General features: G+C 39.7%; 13 protein-coding genes and 1 other RNA gene. 2 read left to right on the top strand and 12 right to left on the bottom strand.

Annotation, left to right across the window (positions count from 1 at the left end):
- Positions 1-161: 161 nt before the first annotated feature.
- From PCNPT3_RS06245 to sohB, 6 genes are all read right to left on the bottom strand, one after another.
- A complete protein-coding gene (locus PCNPT3_RS06245) occupies positions 162-656 on the bottom strand; it encodes a CvpA family protein (RefSeq protein WP_015465023.1) in 495 nt (164 codons plus the stop codon).
- Between the two features lie 58 nt (positions 657-714).
- Positions 715-1,341 (bottom strand): SPOR domain-containing protein, encoded by a 627-nt coding sequence (locus tag PCNPT3_RS06240; protein WP_015465022.1) that lies wholly within the window; start codon positions 1,339-1,341, stop codon positions 715-717.
- Positions 1,342-1,344: 3 nt separating this feature from the next.
- Complete coding sequence (gene folC, locus PCNPT3_RS06235; RefSeq protein WP_015465021.1) at positions 1,345-2,607, bottom strand: bifunctional tetrahydrofolate synthase/dihydrofolate synthase; 1,263 nt, start codon at positions 2,605-2,607, stop codon at positions 1,345-1,347.
- A gap of 2 nt (positions 2,608-2,609) precedes the next feature.
- Entirely contained in the window at positions 2,610-3,395 is a 786-nt protein-coding gene (gene truA, locus PCNPT3_RS06230; RefSeq protein ID WP_015465020.1) for a tRNA pseudouridine(38-40) synthase TruA, read from the bottom strand.
- Positions 3,396-3,717: 322 nt separating this feature from the next.
- The gene (topA, locus tag PCNPT3_RS06225) at positions 3,718-6,375 is read right to left on the bottom strand and encodes a type I DNA topoisomerase (RefSeq protein WP_015465019.1); all 2,658 of its coding nucleotides are present in this window, start codon (positions 6,373-6,375) and stop codon (positions 3,718-3,720) included.
- A gap of 211 nt (positions 6,376-6,586) precedes the next feature.
- A complete protein-coding gene (sohB, locus tag PCNPT3_RS06220; RefSeq protein WP_015465018.1) occupies positions 6,587-7,636 on the bottom strand; it encodes a protease SohB in 1,050 nt (349 codons plus the stop codon).
- Positions 7,637-7,771: 135 nt separating this feature from the next.
- Here sohB and PCNPT3_RS06215 point away from each other — a divergent pair, with 135 nt between their 5' ends.
- Positions 7,772-8,509 carry a YciK family oxidoreductase gene (locus PCNPT3_RS06215; protein WP_015465017.1) on the top strand — a complete coding sequence of 246 codons (738 nt, stop codon included), beginning with the start codon at positions 7,772-7,774 and terminating at the stop codon, positions 8,507-8,509.
- Positions 8,510-8,858: 349 nt separating this feature from the next.
- Here the strand turns inward: PCNPT3_RS06215 and PCNPT3_RS06210 are convergent, their stop codons facing one another.
- The 6 genes from PCNPT3_RS06210 to PCNPT3_RS06190 form a co-directional block, all read right to left on the bottom strand.
- Positions 8,859-9,818, bottom strand: coding sequence for an LpxL/LpxP family acyltransferase (locus tag PCNPT3_RS06210; protein ID WP_015465016.1), 960 nt, complete (start codon positions 9,816-9,818; stop codon positions 8,859-8,861).
- Positions 9,819-9,875: 57 nt separating this feature from the next.
- Positions 9,876-9,971: signal recognition particle sRNA small type (gene ffs / locus PCNPT3_RS13825), an RNA gene on the bottom strand.
- 127 nt (positions 9,972-10,098) lie between these two features.
- Positions 10,099-10,884 (bottom strand): sulfite exporter TauE/SafE family protein, encoded by a 786-nt coding sequence (locus PCNPT3_RS06205; protein ID WP_015465015.1) that lies wholly within the window; start codon positions 10,882-10,884, stop codon positions 10,099-10,101.
- Complete coding sequence (gene pssA, locus PCNPT3_RS06200; RefSeq protein WP_015465014.1) at positions 10,884-12,236, bottom strand: CDP-diacylglycerol--serine O-phosphatidyltransferase; 1,353 nt, start codon at positions 12,234-12,236, stop codon at positions 10,884-10,886. Before pssA ends, PCNPT3_RS06205 begins: the two co-directional genes overlap by 1 nt.
- A 70-nt stretch (positions 12,237-12,306) precedes the next feature.
- Positions 12,307-13,497 carry an amino acid aminotransferase gene (locus tag PCNPT3_RS06195; RefSeq protein ID WP_015465013.1) on the bottom strand — a complete coding sequence of 397 codons (1,191 nt, stop codon included), beginning with the start codon at positions 13,495-13,497 and terminating at the stop codon, positions 12,307-12,309.
- Between the two features lie 88 nt (positions 13,498-13,585).
- Entirely contained in the window at positions 13,586-15,124 is a 1,539-nt protein-coding gene (locus PCNPT3_RS06190; RefSeq protein WP_015465012.1) for a fumarate hydratase, read from the bottom strand.
- A 589-nt stretch (positions 15,125-15,713) separates the two neighbouring features.
- Between PCNPT3_RS06190 and pabB the strand changes: the two genes are divergently transcribed.
- Positions 15,714-17,135 (top strand): aminodeoxychorismate synthase component I, encoded by a 1,422-nt coding sequence (gene pabB / locus PCNPT3_RS06180; RefSeq protein WP_015465011.1) that lies wholly within the window; start codon positions 15,714-15,716, stop codon positions 17,133-17,135.
- Positions 17,136-17,151 lie beyond the last annotated feature (16 nt).

Genomic DNA, 17,151 nt, shown 5'->3' with positions numbered 1-17,151 from the left:
GTATCATTTAAAGAGTATTCTAAAATTTTCCAGCAATTTATTGGCCTATCTTACGCGGTCTTAGTTAAAAGCGCTAATGATGCTACTTTTGAGTTTCACATTTCAAAGAAAAAGGAAACGCAGCATCATTCTATTATTCTATTATTCTATTATTCTATTCTTTATTTATTAAACTGACTTAAAAAACTTGATGAACTCTCTAAATGCTCAAAAAACCACTCAATGATAATACCAAATTCAGGGATGAGTTCTGACTTTTTCCACCAAGGTGCTTCATTAAACGAGGTAAACGAATCAATAAAGAAGAGTAGCGCACTGACGACGAGAACGCCTCTGATAGCACCAAATAAAACCCCTAATAAACGATCGGTCCCCGACAGTCCTGTTACCGCTACTAAACGGTTCACGATGTAATTAACAAGTGCACCTAATAATAAAACCGAGATAAATAAAATGGCGACGGCAACCGTATTACGTACGATGGCATCTTGTAACTGTGTTAAATAAACCGCCACTTCAAGATAGAAATTACTGGCAATAAAAAAAGCACAAAACCAAGTTACTAAAGAGATAGCTTCTTTAGTGAAGCCACGCATTAAACTGATTAATGCAGAAAATCCTATTATGCCGAGAATGGCGATATCAATCCAATTCATGATGTTCCTTTAACGATGATGCGCCGAAGACGACACTTTAATTTAACCGACCCCAAGTTTAAGGGTTAACAGCATTAAATGGGAGCAATTTCCCTTGTAGATTAGTCAACTTTCTAAGCGCCGGCAATTTACGTTTCAAAACATCTTTTGATACATGTGGGCCCACAAAGATACGCGTCAACTGCCCATCGACCACAAACCTTGGTATCGTATGTGCTTGAAAGCCTGCTTTGTTTAATTTTTTCAATAAAATATTGATATTAACTGCATTTTGAAAAGCACCCAGTTGAATAGTCCACGCCACTTTTGCAGCCTTAATTGTTTTTTTCGTCGCGACGACTTTTTTATGCACTTTAATGGGTTTTTTATCGACCTTAACAATTTTATTAACCTTGGATTTATCCTCGTTGCTAATAGTCAGTGGCGCTGCAACCTCAATTATTTCCCAATGCTCTGCGCTTTTATTATTTTCCGCATCCTGCGTAGTGTTAGCGTTCAACGTCTCTTGCATTTGTTTTGTATCTATTTCTTGACGATGCTTTTTAAACGGAGGCTTGATGGGTGTCGACACAAATTCATCTTCATAAGTCGTTTTTTTTCCATCAATAATAGACGGTAAAAATATCACCACGGAGGCCACTAAAATAGTGACGCCGACTAGCCTATTTTTAAACTGAGAAGTCACAAATTATCCTTGTCTGTAAGTTAGAAAATCGGAAACCGTATAAAAGGATCCGAAAATTATAATAAGATCTGTCTTTTGTGCTCTTTTTAACACACTTTGATACGCAAGCTCAATATTTTTATGACAATTTACAGTTGCACTCTCTAACTGACTTGACTCAAAATGTGTTAACAATGTTTGCGCTGAAGCTCCCCGAGGACAATCTAATGAAATCATATGTAATTCATCTAGTTGCACGGCAAACGCATTAAACGTGCCTACGATGTCTTTATCTTCGAGCATACCAACAATAGCAAAGACGCGGCAATCTATTGCTTTTTCTTGCACTATTTTTTTTATTTGTGCACTTAAATACTGCGCAGACTCCGGGTTATGCGCAACATCAAGGTACGTTTCAATATTAGAGTCTTGTGCGACGCGTTGCAATCGCCCTGCAAGATGCGCACTGCCAATCGCTTTGCGTAAAATGGCATCATTAATGCCCAATTGTAATGCTTCAATAACCGCTAAAGCCGTACTTGCATTTTGCATTGGCATTAATGTTTTTTGTAAACCTTGCAAGCCTGTTTTTCCGGACCATTGCCAACTATCTTGATTTTCAATGTAACTAAAATCTTCATCTGCATAACGGATCTCAGATCCAATATTTTTAGCATGATCACGCAATGACTGTGGCGCATCTAATTCGCCACAAATCGCTATTTTTTGAGATCTAAAAACACCGGCTTTTTCAAATCCTATTTTCTCTCGATCATCACCTAACCAGTCAACATGATCAATCGCAATGGTCGTTACCACGCTAATATCAGAGTTCACCATATTAGTGGCATCTAAGCGGCCACCTAAACCTACCTCAAGAATAATAAAATCACATTGCGCCTGCTTAAGTAAAATTAAACACGCCAAAGTAACATACTCGAAATAACTTAATGAAATATCGCCTCGATGCGCTTCAACTTGCTCAAAAGCTAAGCAATGCGCTTGCTCTGTTAACTCATTATGCGCTATCCGTAGTCGCTCAGTATAGGCTAAAATATGAGGAGAGCTATAAACGCCCACTTTATAACCCGCTTCACTCAATATTTCTTCTAAAAAAGCACAGGTCGTCCCTTTACCATTGGTACCGGCAACGGTGATCACTTTTGCATCAAAATTAATGACCTTTAAACGTTCGCCCACTTGCGTAATACGCTCAAGTCCTAACTCAATTTCACAGGGATGCAATTTCATGATCTTATCTAACCACTGCGTTAAATCTTTTTGCATATTCACATCTCTAAAAATAATGGGCCTAATGCAGGTCGCGGTATTTCATATTGGCTCGGGTAATCGACTTCAACTAAATATAAACCACCGGGTTTAGCGGTTGCAGCCGCTCTCGCCCTATTTTTATACTCAAGTAAGGTCATTAACCAATCCACTTTTTGATTGTCTTGCCCGATTTCAATTAAGCTACCTGCTATGTTACGCACCATATGATGTAAAAACGCATTGGCTTTAATATCAATAATAATAAAATCAGCACGACGCGTGACATTTAAACTATGAATACTGCGTACCGGGGTATTTGCTTGGCAATGTAATGCTCTAAAAGAGGTGAAGTCATGGGTTCCCACGATAAATTGTCCCGCTTGATGCATTTTGTCTGCATCTAAGAGATGATGATAATGACTTAGTCCGCTATTTAATATACCGGGACGTAGTACGTGATTATAAATAATATAACGATACCTGCGAGCAGTTGCGCTAAAACGCGCATGAAAACTATCATCAACATGTTTGCACCAACGCACGGCAATGTCTTTGGGTAAATTCGCATTGATCCCTAATGTCCAAGCAACGTCATTACGCACAGCCTGCGTATCAAAGTGTATTACTTGCCCTGTGCCATGTACGCCAGCATCCGTTCGCCCAGCACAATTGACCCTTACGCTATGGTTAGCCACAATAGAAAGCGCCTTTTCCAGCTCTTCTTGTACTGAAATAACATCTTTTTGACGTTGCCATCCATAGTAGGCAGTACCATCATATTCAATACCCAGTGCTATACGCATTACTTCTATCCTAAAAATTTACAAATTATACCGAGGATCATCGCAGATGCAAAGCCAGCAAGGATATATTTTCACTCTAAAAACCAAAAAAGAATAAACCTTTCAAACACATTAAGTTTAACGCTTTAGGTTATTTATCAATGATTAACACCAAGCTCTATTTTAGCAATGTCGTTTATCGGCTTTTAAAGATGCACTACTGAGCAAAGATATCCAACAACCACCCAGCTGAGTTTAAATGTGAATACTTGTATATCCGATATCGCTCGTTTCACATAATTTAGATCAAAAAAAAGCAAGGGGGGAACCCTTGCTTTAATGATTATGCGTCTTTCTTTTTCTTCACGACGCGTTTTTTAGTTTGCTCTTCGACCCATTTTCCATCAATAAATTTAGCCGTCCATCCGGTGGCTTTTTTATCGATTTCTGTCATAACGTACTGCTCTTTGTTTTTACGACTGTAACGGATAACAGCAAGATTACCAGCAGGATCTTTTTGTGGCGCATCGGCTAAATAATAAAATTTAGAAGAGATGCGATCTCTAAAGCGCACTAACTCTGCCACTTTAGGGGCGCGAGTTTCACGTGAGCGAGGGAAGGTGTTAGCGGCCATAAAGAGACCGGCAGCGCCATCACGTAAGATAAAGTAAGCATCACTTTGCTCACAACTTAACTCTTCTAAGTGCACAGGATCTTCTTTTGGTGGTGCAACTTCACCGCTGCGTAATATTTTACGGGTATTTTTACACTCTTCATTAGTGCAACCCATATATTTACCAAAGCGACCATCTTTAAGCTGCATATCATTGCCACACTTATCACACTCAACTAGCGGACCGTCATAACCTTTGATTTTAAACTCGCCCATTTCAACAAGGTGACCTTCACATAATGGGTTATTACCACACACATGTAATTTGCGTTTTTCATCAATAAGGTAGCTGTCCATTGCCATATTACATTTAGGGCAACGTTTTTTCGCCATTAATGCGACTGTCTCAGCATCTTCACAAAGAAGCAGATCTTCAACTTCTTCGCCATCCACTAAATTGATTGTCGTCTTACAACGCTCTTTAGGTGGCAAGGCATAACCAGAGCAACCTAAAAACACGCCCGTTGATGCAGTGCGAATACCCATAGGACGTTCACAGGTTGGACAATGTACTTCAGGGATCTCAACCGGCTCATTAAGGCGCATGCCGCCCTCATCTTCAGGCAGTCCCGCTTTATCGAGTAAAGAGGTTAAGCCTTTATAAAAGCGATCTAGTTGTTTTTTCCAATTCATTTTACCTTCGGCAATGGCGTCTAAATCTGCTTCCATTTGCGCAGTAAAATCATAACTCATTAATTCTACAAAATTTTCACTTAAACGATCACTGACAATTTCGCCCATTTTCACCGCATAAAAACGACGTTTATCGACTCTTACGTAGCCACGATCTTGTATCGTAGAAATGATACTCGCATAAGTAGATGGACGGCCAATGCCTTTTTTCTCAAGCTCTTTAACTAATGCAGCTTCCGTAAAACGCGGAGCAGGTTTTGTAAAGTGTTGTTTTGGCTCAAGTTCAATAAGGTTTAACAATTCCCCTATTTTCATATCCGGTAAGTGCACGTCATCAACTTTACTTTTTGCGACAGGCTGCGCTTTTGTCCAACCCGCAAAACGCAACGTTCGGCCTTTAGCGCGTAATTGATAATTAGCGGCTTCGACCACTAACGTACTCGCATCATAAAGAGCGGGTAACATTTGACAGGCAAGAAATTGTCGCCAAATAAGATCATAAAGGCGCATCGCATCTTTATCGACACCGTTTAATAACGCAGAAAGTTGATTTACATCTGATGGGCGTATCGCTTCATGCGCCTCTTGAGCACCCGATTTACTCGAAAATACCACCGCATTTTCAGGTAGATAGTTAGCGCCAAATTCGCTCGCAATATAATCGCGGGCAGAAGCTACCGCTTCTTTACTTAAATTTGTAGAGTCCGTACGCATATAGGTAATATAACCGGCTTCATACAAACGCTGCGCTAGCATCATGGTTTTCTTTACACCAAAACTTAAGCGAGTACTGGCTGCTTGTTGTAATGTTGAGGTGATAAAAGGTGCACTTGCTTTACTTTTTGTCGGCTTATCTTCACGAGACACTAAACGATATTTCGCGTCTTTCAATACATCAAAAGCGTGCATCGTTTGCGTATGCGTCGTCGGTTTAAATGCTTTACCGTCTTCTTTAAAAACTTCTAAATGTAAATCTGTTTTATCTTGAGTTTGTGTCTGCGCATGCAGATCCCAATACTCATCAGGTTCAAATGCCTTGATCAATCGTTCACGTTCAACCAATAAGCGCACTGCAACAGATTGCACGCGCCCGGCCGATAATCCACGCGCTACTTTTTTCCAAAGTAGTGGTGACACCATAAAACCAACAAGTCTATCTAAAAAACGACGTGTTTGCTGTGCATTGACGCCATCAATATTTAATTCAGTGGGATTTTTAAAGGCTTCTTTGATAGCACTTTCTGTGATCTCATTAAAAACAACACGTTGATATTTACTTGCATCGCCACCTAAAATCTCACGTAAATGCCAAGCGATTGCCTCTCCCTCTCTATCCAAATCGGTTGCGAGATAGATAGTTGGAGCATCTTTAGCAAGTTTCTGCAATTCGGCGACTACTTTTTCTTTGCCCGGCAAAATCTCATAATGCGCTTTCCAATCATTATTTGGGTCAATACCCATACGCGTCACCAAGGCTTCTTGTGCGCGCTTGGCTTTCTCTTTTTCTTTTTTAGCGGGGGTCATGCCAGCCAATGATTTTTTCTTCTTGGCTTCTAACTTTTTCGATGCGCTACCGCTCGTTGGTAGATCTCGAATATGCCCAACACTTGATTTTACAATAAAATCATTACCAAGATATTTATTGATGGTTTTTGCTTTTGCAGGTGATTCTACAATAACAAGAGATTTGCTCATAATTCTTGTAACCCTAATAGTCATAATGGGAGGGGTTATACCACAAAGGGTATATATTTTTCATTCATCTATTAAATATAATAGGTAATTCTTTTTTATATACGCCAAACAGCCCTAAAATAGCAACTTTTATTTTCAATAATGGCTACTTTTTATAGAAAAAGCCAAGTAAAGACTACTTGGCTTGGCTTTTAGTTTAAAAAATAGCCAGTTACTTGATGAAGTTTTTTAGGTTAACTTGCATTAGTTTTAACAAACTATTTTCCAATGCGAGGCTCGCTGCGTGACCAAATTTTTCGGTTAGTTTTTTATGCTTACTGTACTTAATTTGTACCACATGACGCTTACCTAACTGTTGCATTAGATAGTCATCACTGGTCTGAATTTTATCAATTAAGTCCAGTTCGATAGCTTGTAAACCATACCAATGTTCGCCCGTTGCAATCTTTTCCATGTCTAAATTAGGACGATGTTGACTGACAAACTGTTTGAATAAATCATGTGTTTCTTGCAATTCCTGCTTAAACTTATCTCTTCCTAAGTCGTCATTCTCACCAAACATGGTCAAGGTACGTTTATATTGCCCCGCCGTCAATTGTTCAAATTCAATGTCGTGTTTTTTTAATAGTTTATTAAAGTTGGGGATCTGCGCGATAACGCCAATAGATCCCAAAATGGCAAAGGGAGCAGCTATAATTTTATCAGCAATACAGGCCATCATATAACCACCACTGGCGGCCACTTTATCCACCGATATCGTTAAAGAGATATTATTGTCTTTTAAACGTTGTAATTGTGATGCTGCAAGTCCATAACCATGCACCATACCTCCGCCACTCTCTAAACGTACGAAAACCTCATCTTGTGCACTTGCAACGCTTAAAATGGCGCTGATCTCTTCACGTAAAGAAGATACCTCTTTGGCATCAATACTTCCTTTAAAGTCGATAACGTAAAGTTGCGCCTCTGGTGCTTCAAAATCGCCTTTCTTCGCTCTTTTTTTCAACGTTGATTTTTTAAGCTTCGCTTCTTTCTTTTGCGCTTTATGACGAGACTTTAACTCGGCATCCGATAATAACTGCTCTTCAAGACACTTTTGTGTATCTTCAAGTTGCTGTGAGAGATCAATCACTTCAAGATCTCCTTTTTTACTTTTTTGCTTACTGCCTAATGCGACCACCGTACCAATCACGGCTATTATCGCGACAACAATCGTTACCGCTTTTGCTAAAAATAGACCAAAATCAAAAAGAAATTCCACAATATCACCTAAAAATTAAAAATAATAACGACTATCATGACAAAAACTACGCTTTGATACAAAAGAGTTTGAGTTTTTTGTAAAAAAAAAGTTAATATTCGTCTCTATTTTCTAAAAAGGCTAAAGAGAACATTAATGAAAGCATATAAAAGTAAAGATGATCTGCTAATTGGAAAAACGATATTGATCACGGGCGCGGGTGATGGCATTGGTAAAAGCCTCGCAATCGAGAGCGCAAAATTAGGTGCAACCGTGATTTTGCTCGGTAAAACGCTGAGTAAACTTGAAAGCGTTTACGACAGCATTGAAGCCTTAAATAAAGCACAAGCATCCATACTGCCTTTAGATTTACAAGGTGCAACAGAGCAGCATTATATTGATTTAGCCGACACCATTAAACGTGAATATGGGCACTTAGATGCACTGGTTCACAATGCGAGTCAATTAGGTATCTTAGGCCCGTTCGAGCAGATCCCGCAAGATATGTGGGATAACGTAATGCAAGTAAATGTGAATGCGCCCTTTTTGCTAACCAAGTCGTTATTACCTTTATTACAACAAGCGCCTCATGCGTCCATTATTTTTACCACCTCAGGCGTGGGTAATAAAGGTCGTGCTTATTGGGGAGCCTATTGCGTCTCTAAGTTTGCGACAGAGGGCATGATGCAACTACTTGCCGATGAATATGAAAACAGCACATTACGTTTTAATGCCATTAATCCGGGCGCAACACGCACCGCGATGCGCGCGAGTGCTTATCCTGCAGAAGATAAAGATGCATTAAAAACAGCGTTTGAAATTTTGCCGAGTTACCTTTATTTATTAGGTGATGATAGCATCCACGTGCAAGGGCAACGAATTAACGCGCAGTGATCCTTTAAAAAAGTGCATCAGAGAAATCAGATGCGCGATTAAGCTTCGCTTGGCGTAGCCCTAGGCAACCCAATGTTAAGGCTCATTTCCTTTGCATTGGTTACAACGCTCGCTACGTTTTTATTAAGCCTTGTTACAAACAATGTTCATAACACCTTGTTATGGATACTTTCCGTAAAACATCGTTATAAAACATCAAAGTAGGATCCACGTATTTTAATTTAATAGCAGAAGAAGGTTCCAATTTGGCGCGCTGATATTATCTCTTTAAGATAATGACGATATGAATAGATAGGGATAGAAATAAGAGTGGTGATGCCTAGCGACAATAGATATCGCTAGACGTGCATTATTTGTAAATATCGAGTCCCTCTTCAGGACGCGTTTTTAATAATTTAAGAGACCACATATACTGACTACGATCTTCATCAATCAGGCGTTCAATAGCTGCGCTCATGATTTGTGTATCTTGTAACTCATCACCCGAGGCTAAGCCCTCTAAAGGCGCATGGAAAAACACATCGTATTGCGCCGTTTTTTCATTATATGAAGTATAAAAAGGGATCACCACAGCGCGCCCGAGTTTAGTTAACCGCCCTAATACAGGTAGCGTCGCTTTTTGTGTTGCATAGAATGAGGTGAAAAGGCTATTTTCTCTGCCATGATCTTCATCAGGTAAGTAATAAAAATGAATTTTATTACGCAGATCTTTAAGTACCGGTTTAAAACCTGCACTGCGATGATATAAAGTGCCTCGGCCAGTCAGTCCGATAAAACGTGTACGGTAACGCGTAACAAACCAATCGAAAATGGGATCGTTATAATCTTTAAACATACTCGATAACGAATAACCTGCAGCGTTGATCGCGCCAATTCCTGCATAATCAAGGCCATAGCAATGAGGCCCTAAAAAGATAATGGATTGGCCCGCACGTTCGGCCTCGATGATATGTTGCTCTCCCATCACATTAACGCGGTTTAATATATGCCGGCGTGAACGAAATGCAAGTTCTCCCAAAGAAAGGGCTATTTGTGATAATGCACGTATATTTTTTTGCATTAATTCATCTTTTTGTTGCTCCGTATACTCTGGAAAGCACAGACCAATATTAATAAATGCAATTTTTTTACGTTTGTTTAAAAACTTTTTTGAGTATATTTTAGACGCAATAAAGCCGGCAAAACGATCACGTAAACGCACCGGAATATAACTAAAAATAAAAAGTAAAAACAATAAAAACCAAGAGCCCCAATGTTTAGGTCGCAGGTAATGTGTTTTAAAAGTAGTATCGAATTTAGCTTGAGTCATTATTAGGCCTTTTGAGAATGCTAAGAATGATTAATTATGAAGATGTTTGGGTGGCAGACTTCCCAGCGAACCCTCGGCACTTGATTGGCTTACTCTGGCTGCTTCCTTCCGGCCCTGACCAGGTGAATAAGTTATCAATGCGAGGCACCAAGAAGCCTACCATTGTTACTGCATCAAGTTGCGTTAGCGACTTGATGTGATGAAGTATACGTATCGGCGCAGAGAATACAACTGCTATTTCAGCATTTTAGTGCAAGTGCCTAATTAACCAACAGAAACGTTAGATAAACAGCTTCATAGCTATCAGAACTAATACAATAGAGAATAATTTTTGTACTTTTTCCGGGGCTAATCTATGCGCCAAACGTGCACCTACTTTAGCAAAAAACGTACTGCTTAAAATAATACCTAAACAGGCAGGCCAATAAATATAACCTTGGCTATATTCAGGCAATAACGCATTATTAAGCCCCATCATCCAATAGCCAAAGGCCCCTGCCAAAGCAATTGGGAATCCGGTGGCAGCGGAGGTGGCAATCGCATTTTTAATCGGCACGCGATACAAGGCTAAGATAGGTACGACTAATGAGCCACCAGCGATACCAAACAATCCCGAAACACATCCAATAAGGCTTCCAATCAAAGCGCAACCCGGTGTTTTAGGTAAATGTAACTGCGCTTTAGGGCGCCATGAAAACCACATTTGCGCAGCAACACAAATAGCATATAACGAGAAAACACGTTGTAATAACTCACCCGACATAAAATCTGCAAAATAAGCCCCTAACAGCCCGCCAAAAATCATACCTAAACTTAATTTAAGCACTAACGGCCAATAAATAGCTTTTTTTTGTTGATGTACATAGATGGTGCTTAAAGAGGTAAAAACAATACAAGCAAGAGAAGTGCCCACCGCAAGATGGGTTAATATTTCAGGCGGAAAATGTAGATAAGTAAAGGTCATGATCAAAGCGGGAACAATAATTATTCCCCCGCCTAAACCAAAAACGCCTGCCATTAATCCAGCAACCGCACCTAACAACAGGTAACCCAGCAACAGCCACATTAGATGATACCTTTCACCAATTTATCGGCCTTAACGCGGCGCAGACGCACTAATAACTTGCGTACATGCTCAGGGTAATCTTGTAAGCCCTCGATATCATCAACGTCCTGAATTCGTCGAGTATTCGCCATGATCTGAGCAAACTCTTTATCCATTAACGTTTTCAATTGTTGTTTAGGATCATCAATTAACAAACCATTTTCAACATCTAAACGCCATGCTCGAGGATTTAAATTATGCCCCGTTAGCAAAATAAAACGCTGATCACAGTACAGCCCTTTTAGATGGAAACTGTTGTTTTCATGACGCCATAAATTTATTGATAACTGCTGCGTTTTAATACGTGCTTGATGCTGAGTCACAAAGCGTTTTAAATTACACTCATAAAGATAAGGTAACCCACCAATAGTACGAAAGGGTTTATCTAAAGGAATATAAAAGTCATTGGCTGTTTTGTCACCCACTACAATCGTTAATTTAACACCGCGTTGCAGTAAATCGGTAATATCACGTGCAATGGCACCCGGGAAATTAAAGTATGGCGTAAATAAAACCAATTCTTTTTGTGTGCTTTGTAATAATTTACGAATACTTTGATTTAACGCATTATGACGAACACCAAGCCCGCACAAGGGAGCCACTGATAATGTATCAGTCAGCATTTCACCTTCATAATGAAAATAGCTTTGACGTAAATTACGCACCAATTTCTTATGGGCTTTTTTTAATTCATTAAAGGGGGTAATTCGAGGTGCATTCAATAATGCGGTAGCATCACTGCTTAATATCTCTTTTTGTAAGAAATCTACCATCGTATCGGCTAATGTTTTATTTTTCAAAAGCCAGTATCTATCGTAACGGTAACGATCATTTTGATGCAGATAAATATCATTAAAACTCGCACCACTGTATAAAACCTTATCATCAAAGATAAAGCCTTTTAAGTGTTGCACACCAAATATTTCTTTGCGTTTAACCGGGATGCCTACAATCTTAATCCCTAAATCATGTATTTTTTCTACTTCTTGATACCACGATGCATTGGTTGATTTACTCTCCTTTTCTCCAATCAAGCCACGCTGAGCGCGGTGGTAATCAATGCAAACGACAACGTCTAATGTAGGTATACGACGTTTCGCTTCATAGAGCGCCAATAAAATTTCTGCGCCCGCTGTATCTGCCTCAAGATATAATGCCACTAAATAGATACGCTTCTGCGCTTTTTCTATTTGACTTAATAGCTCATGTTTAAAGGCTTTTGCCGCAAACAAACACTCAACCGACTGAACATCCAGCGGAATTTTTTTAAGGTTGTTTAGGTAGGATAAACCTTGTTTAATACGATTACTCATATATCTCATTATGTTAATTATTTAAGAAAACAAGGTGATATTAACACCTTGTTTGTCGTAGTACTATATTTTACAGTACTTTAGCAAGCGCATCACACAGTGGTTGCATATTGTTTTTGGTCATACCCGCCACAGAAATCCGTCCTGAGCCAACAATATACACTGCAAATTCATCTTTTAAACGCTGCACTTGTTCTTTTGATAATCCGGAAAAAGAAAACATACCATTTTGACGAGAAATAAAACTATAATCGCCTGATATGCCTTTTTCTTTTAATGTTAATACAAATAATTCGCGCATTTCTTTAATGCGGTCACGCATATCCGCCACTTCTTTTTCCCATTGTAGATAAAGTTCATCATCTTCTAAAATGGTTGTCACAATCGCTGCACCATGTGCTGGCGGATTTGAATAATTAGAGCGAATACCGGTTTTTATTTGACTAAAAGCCGCTTCGACGATCACATTATCTTCAGCAACAATCGTCAAACCACCCACACGTTCGTTATACAAACCAAAGTTTTTAGAAAAAGAATTCGCAACTAAAAGCTCTGTATTATATTGGGCAAAAATGCGTAAACCTTGTGCATCTTCTTGAACCCCTTTAGCAAAACCTTGATACGCAAAATCAAAGAAAGGCACGGCGCCTAAATCGGCAATTAATTTAGCAAGCTCTTCCCATTGTTCCAATGTAGGGTCAATACCCGTCGGGTTATGACAACAACCATGAAACAACACAAGATCTCCCGCATCCACTTTTTGTAATGATGCGATCATCGCATCAAAATCAATATCTTTCGTTTCTGCATTATAATAATCATATTGCATGACTTGTAAGCCAGCTGTTTTAAATATATTACTATGATTTGCCCATGTTGGATTGCTCACCCAAATACGTTTGATGCCTAATTTTTTAAATGCAAAATCAGCACCTGTACGTAACGCACCTGTACCGCCAGGTACTTGCGCTGTACGCGCGCGGTTAGATTTAATGATTTCAGCATCTTTACCAAATAACAATTTTTGTACGGCAGTACCATAGGCTGCAATACCTTCAATGCTTAAATAACTTTTAGTCGTTTCATTTGCCAGTAAGCGTTTCTCTGCTTCCTTGACCGTTTTTAAAATAGGTGTTAATCCCATTTCGTTCTTATAAATACCAACACCTAGATTAATTTTACCTGCGCGATCATCTTTTTTGAAAGCATCCGTTAAACCTAAAATCGGATCTGCAGGCGCCATACTCACTTGTTCAAACATAATCATTCCTTCTTTGCTTTATCCACGACTAACATTAAAGACCAGTTATACCATCACCATCGGAGTGAGCAAATAAAAAACTTCTGTTTTATGACATCTTTTGGTTTAAATCTGCTATTTTCGCTTTCCAAATTGCAGGCCCAAAGGCATGTACATTATTTCCATCGCTGTCAACCGCAACCGTTACCGGCATATCTTCTATTTCAAATTCATAAATGGCTTCCATACCCAGATCAGCAAAGGCGACAACGCGCGATTTTTTTATCGCTTTTGCCACTAAAAAGGCAGCGCCACCCACGGCCATTAAATAAACTGACTTGTTTTTTGCAATGGAGTCGACGGTTTCTTGGCCACGCTCAGATTTCCCAATCATGCCCAGGAGCCCCATTTCTTCAAGCATGAAATCGGTATATTTATCCATGCGAGTTGCCGTTGTCGGCCCTGCGGGCCCCACTACTTCATCGCGAACTGCATCGACAGGTCCCACGTAATAAATAAATCGCCCATTAAAATCAACACCTTCTGGCAAACCTTCCCCTGAATCCATTAAGCTTTTAATACGTTTGTGAGCAGCATCTCGGCCGGTTAAAATGTTACCCGAAAGAAGCAATGTATCGCCACTTTTCCATTCGCTTATATCCGACTTTTGTAAATTGTTCACATTAACGCGGCGTACGTTGGTGCCAACATCTCTTGTTATTTCTGGCCAATCACTTAATTTAGGCGGGGTAAATTCCGCTTCACCTTGCCCATCTAACACAAAATGCGTATGTCTTGTTGCTGCACAATTTGGGATCATCACCACCGGTTTAGAGGCTGCATGAGTGGGACAACTTTTAATTTTTATATCCAATACTGTGGTTAGTCCTCCAAGGCCTTGTGCACCAATACCCAATTGATTTACCCGTGCATATATATCTAAACGTAATTTTTCATCGGTCGTCAATATGACACCGGGCTGCAACTGTTTTTCTTGTAATTCAAAAATATCAACCGGCTCCATTAATGACTCTTTTGCCATTATGGCGGCTTTTTCAACCGTGCCGCCGATACCGATACCGAGCATACCTGGTGGACACCAACCAGCCCCCATACTCGGCACTGTTTTTTCAACCCACTGCGCAATATCATCAGATGGGTTTAACATCACCATTTTCGCTTTATTTTCAGAGCCGCCGCCTTTGGCTGCAATCATTATCTCAACAGTGTTACCACGCACCATCTCAACATGCACCACGGATGGCGTATTATCCTTAGTATTTTTACGAGCACCCGCTGGATCGCTAACAATAGAGGCGCGCAGTGGATTACTTGGATCTAAGTAGGCTTTTCGTACGCCAGCATCTACTAATTCTTGCACTGTTAGCTCACCCGAAAATGAAACTTGCATACCAATTTTAACAAAGACAGTGACGATCCCTGTATCTTGACAAATAGGACGTTTACCTTCAGCTGCCATTCGCGAATTAATGAGGATTTGCGCGATAGCATCTTTAGCTGCCGGGTTCTGCTCTTTTAAATAAGCGCTATTCATCGCCTCAATAAAGTCAAGGGGATGATAGTAAGAGATAAACTGTAAGGCATTGGCAACACTGTTTACAAAATCTTGCTCTTTAATGAGGACCATTAGAACTCCAACTTTTTATTTGTCGATAAGGGGTTAAAAGAAACAGGCTGCAATGCATACGCATCCCTTTTGTGTGTTTGTAAGTATAATACAATATGCTCATCAAGCAGGCTTACTGCGCCTGATGTACAAAAAATCATTAACGAGGATCATTATCACCTAAAAAATATAACTAATAGCACTGGAATGAATTAAGCTTCCATGTATTACGCAGGAAAAATTAGCACTAACAAGGCGTGAGTTGCAGGAGATAGTTGTTCTCACTTCAAAACTTACAACGCTGGTAGGGATAATTTCAACACGTAAGACGGACCACTTTTTTAACTCTTTTGGTATAATACCAAGGGAATTAATTAAGTTTCCATGTATTACGCAGGAAAAATTAGCACTAACAAGGCGTGAGTTGCAGGAGATAGTTGTTCTCACTTCAAAACTTACAACGCGGGTAGAGATAATTTTAACAAGTAAGACAGATCACTTTTTTAACTCTTTTGGTATAAGTAGCTGATATCTACTACAGAGGATGTTAGTCTTCTGTGCATTATCTACCACTCATTTGTTGCAAAAATGTGCATAGAGTCAAAATACCATGATCCAAACGACCCAACATATACTGATCAAGCCTATCGCTTTCAACGGCCCAACATTTGAGCACTTAAAATCGGTATTAAGCGCCCTACCTTGGAGTATTTATTTACAATCTGAGGATACAAAGCACTGCGATAGTCACTGGTCTATTTTCAGTTGCGATCCCATTGCCACTTTTTTAACGCAACAAGGCATTAGCACTATTGTACAAGCTGATAACAAAACGTCTAGTGCCGGCGATCCCTTTAAGCAATTAAACTTATTAAGGAAATCGTTATTTAAACATAATGAAGTACTCCCCGATTTTCCTTTTTCAGGGGGCGCTCTGGGCTCTATTAATTATGAATTAGGCTACCAAATCGAAAGTTTGCGAGGCGTTGATAATACACCTACATTAGATATCCCAGACATGCAGTTTGGATTTTATGATTGGGCTATTTTGCAAAACACCCAAACTCAGCATTTGTTTTTATTAGTGAATAATAATATTAGCGCCTTGCCTTTAGAGCAGATGTGGCAAAACCGACATGACTGGTTGATCAACAAAATACAAAGCAAAACAAAGGCCATCTCTTTTAAGCTCACACAACAATGGGCTGCTAATATGGATAAACAAACTTATATTAAAAAATTTGAGCGTGTACACCAATATATTTTAAGTGGTGACTGTTACCAAGTAAATCTCGCACAACGTTTTCAAGCCACCTATCAAGGTGACGAATATCAAGCCTACACACAATTATTAACACAAAACCGCCCACCTTTTGGGGCTTTTTTGCGTTATCCAACCCACTGTATTTTGTCTTTATCGCCAGAGCGTTTTTTGCGTTTACAAGGACAACATATTCAAACTAAGCCCATTAAAGGCACCCGTCCTCGTTATAAAGATAAAGCGCAAGATGAAGCCAGTCGGCAGGCGTTGCAATCTGCCAGCAAAGATCGGGCTGAAAATTTAATGATTGTTGATTTACTGCGTAACGACATTGGAAAAGTATCAGATCCCGGCACGGTTAAGGTCCCTAAATTATTTGATATCGAAAGCTTTCCTGCCGTGCATCATTTGGTAAGCACCGTTGAGGGCACGCTTAGCGCGCAACACTGCACAGAAGATTTATTGAGATCGTGCTTTCCGGGTGGCTCTATCACTGGGGCGCCAAAAATTCGCGCCATGCAAATAATTGCCGAGCTTGAACCTTCGCGACGTGAAATTTATTGTGGCAGCATTGGTTATATTAACGCCAATGGTGACATGGATATGAACATCGCTATTCGTACCCTACTTTGTCATCAACAGTCGATCTACTGTTGGGCAGGAGGTGGTTTAGTGGCTGACTCCAAAGCATTGGACGAATATCAAGAATGCTTAGATAAGATAGCGAAGATACTGCCCATTTTAACGCGTATGGATGGTTCTGAGGATTAATATTTCTATTGATTTT

Source organism: Psychromonas sp. CNPT3, assembly GCF_000153405.2.
GTDB lineage: Bacteria > Pseudomonadota > Gammaproteobacteria > Enterobacterales > Psychromonadaceae > Psychromonas.
The sequence above is the reverse complement of the archived record's forward strand: the minus strand, read 5'-3'. Positions and strand labels throughout refer to the sequence as shown.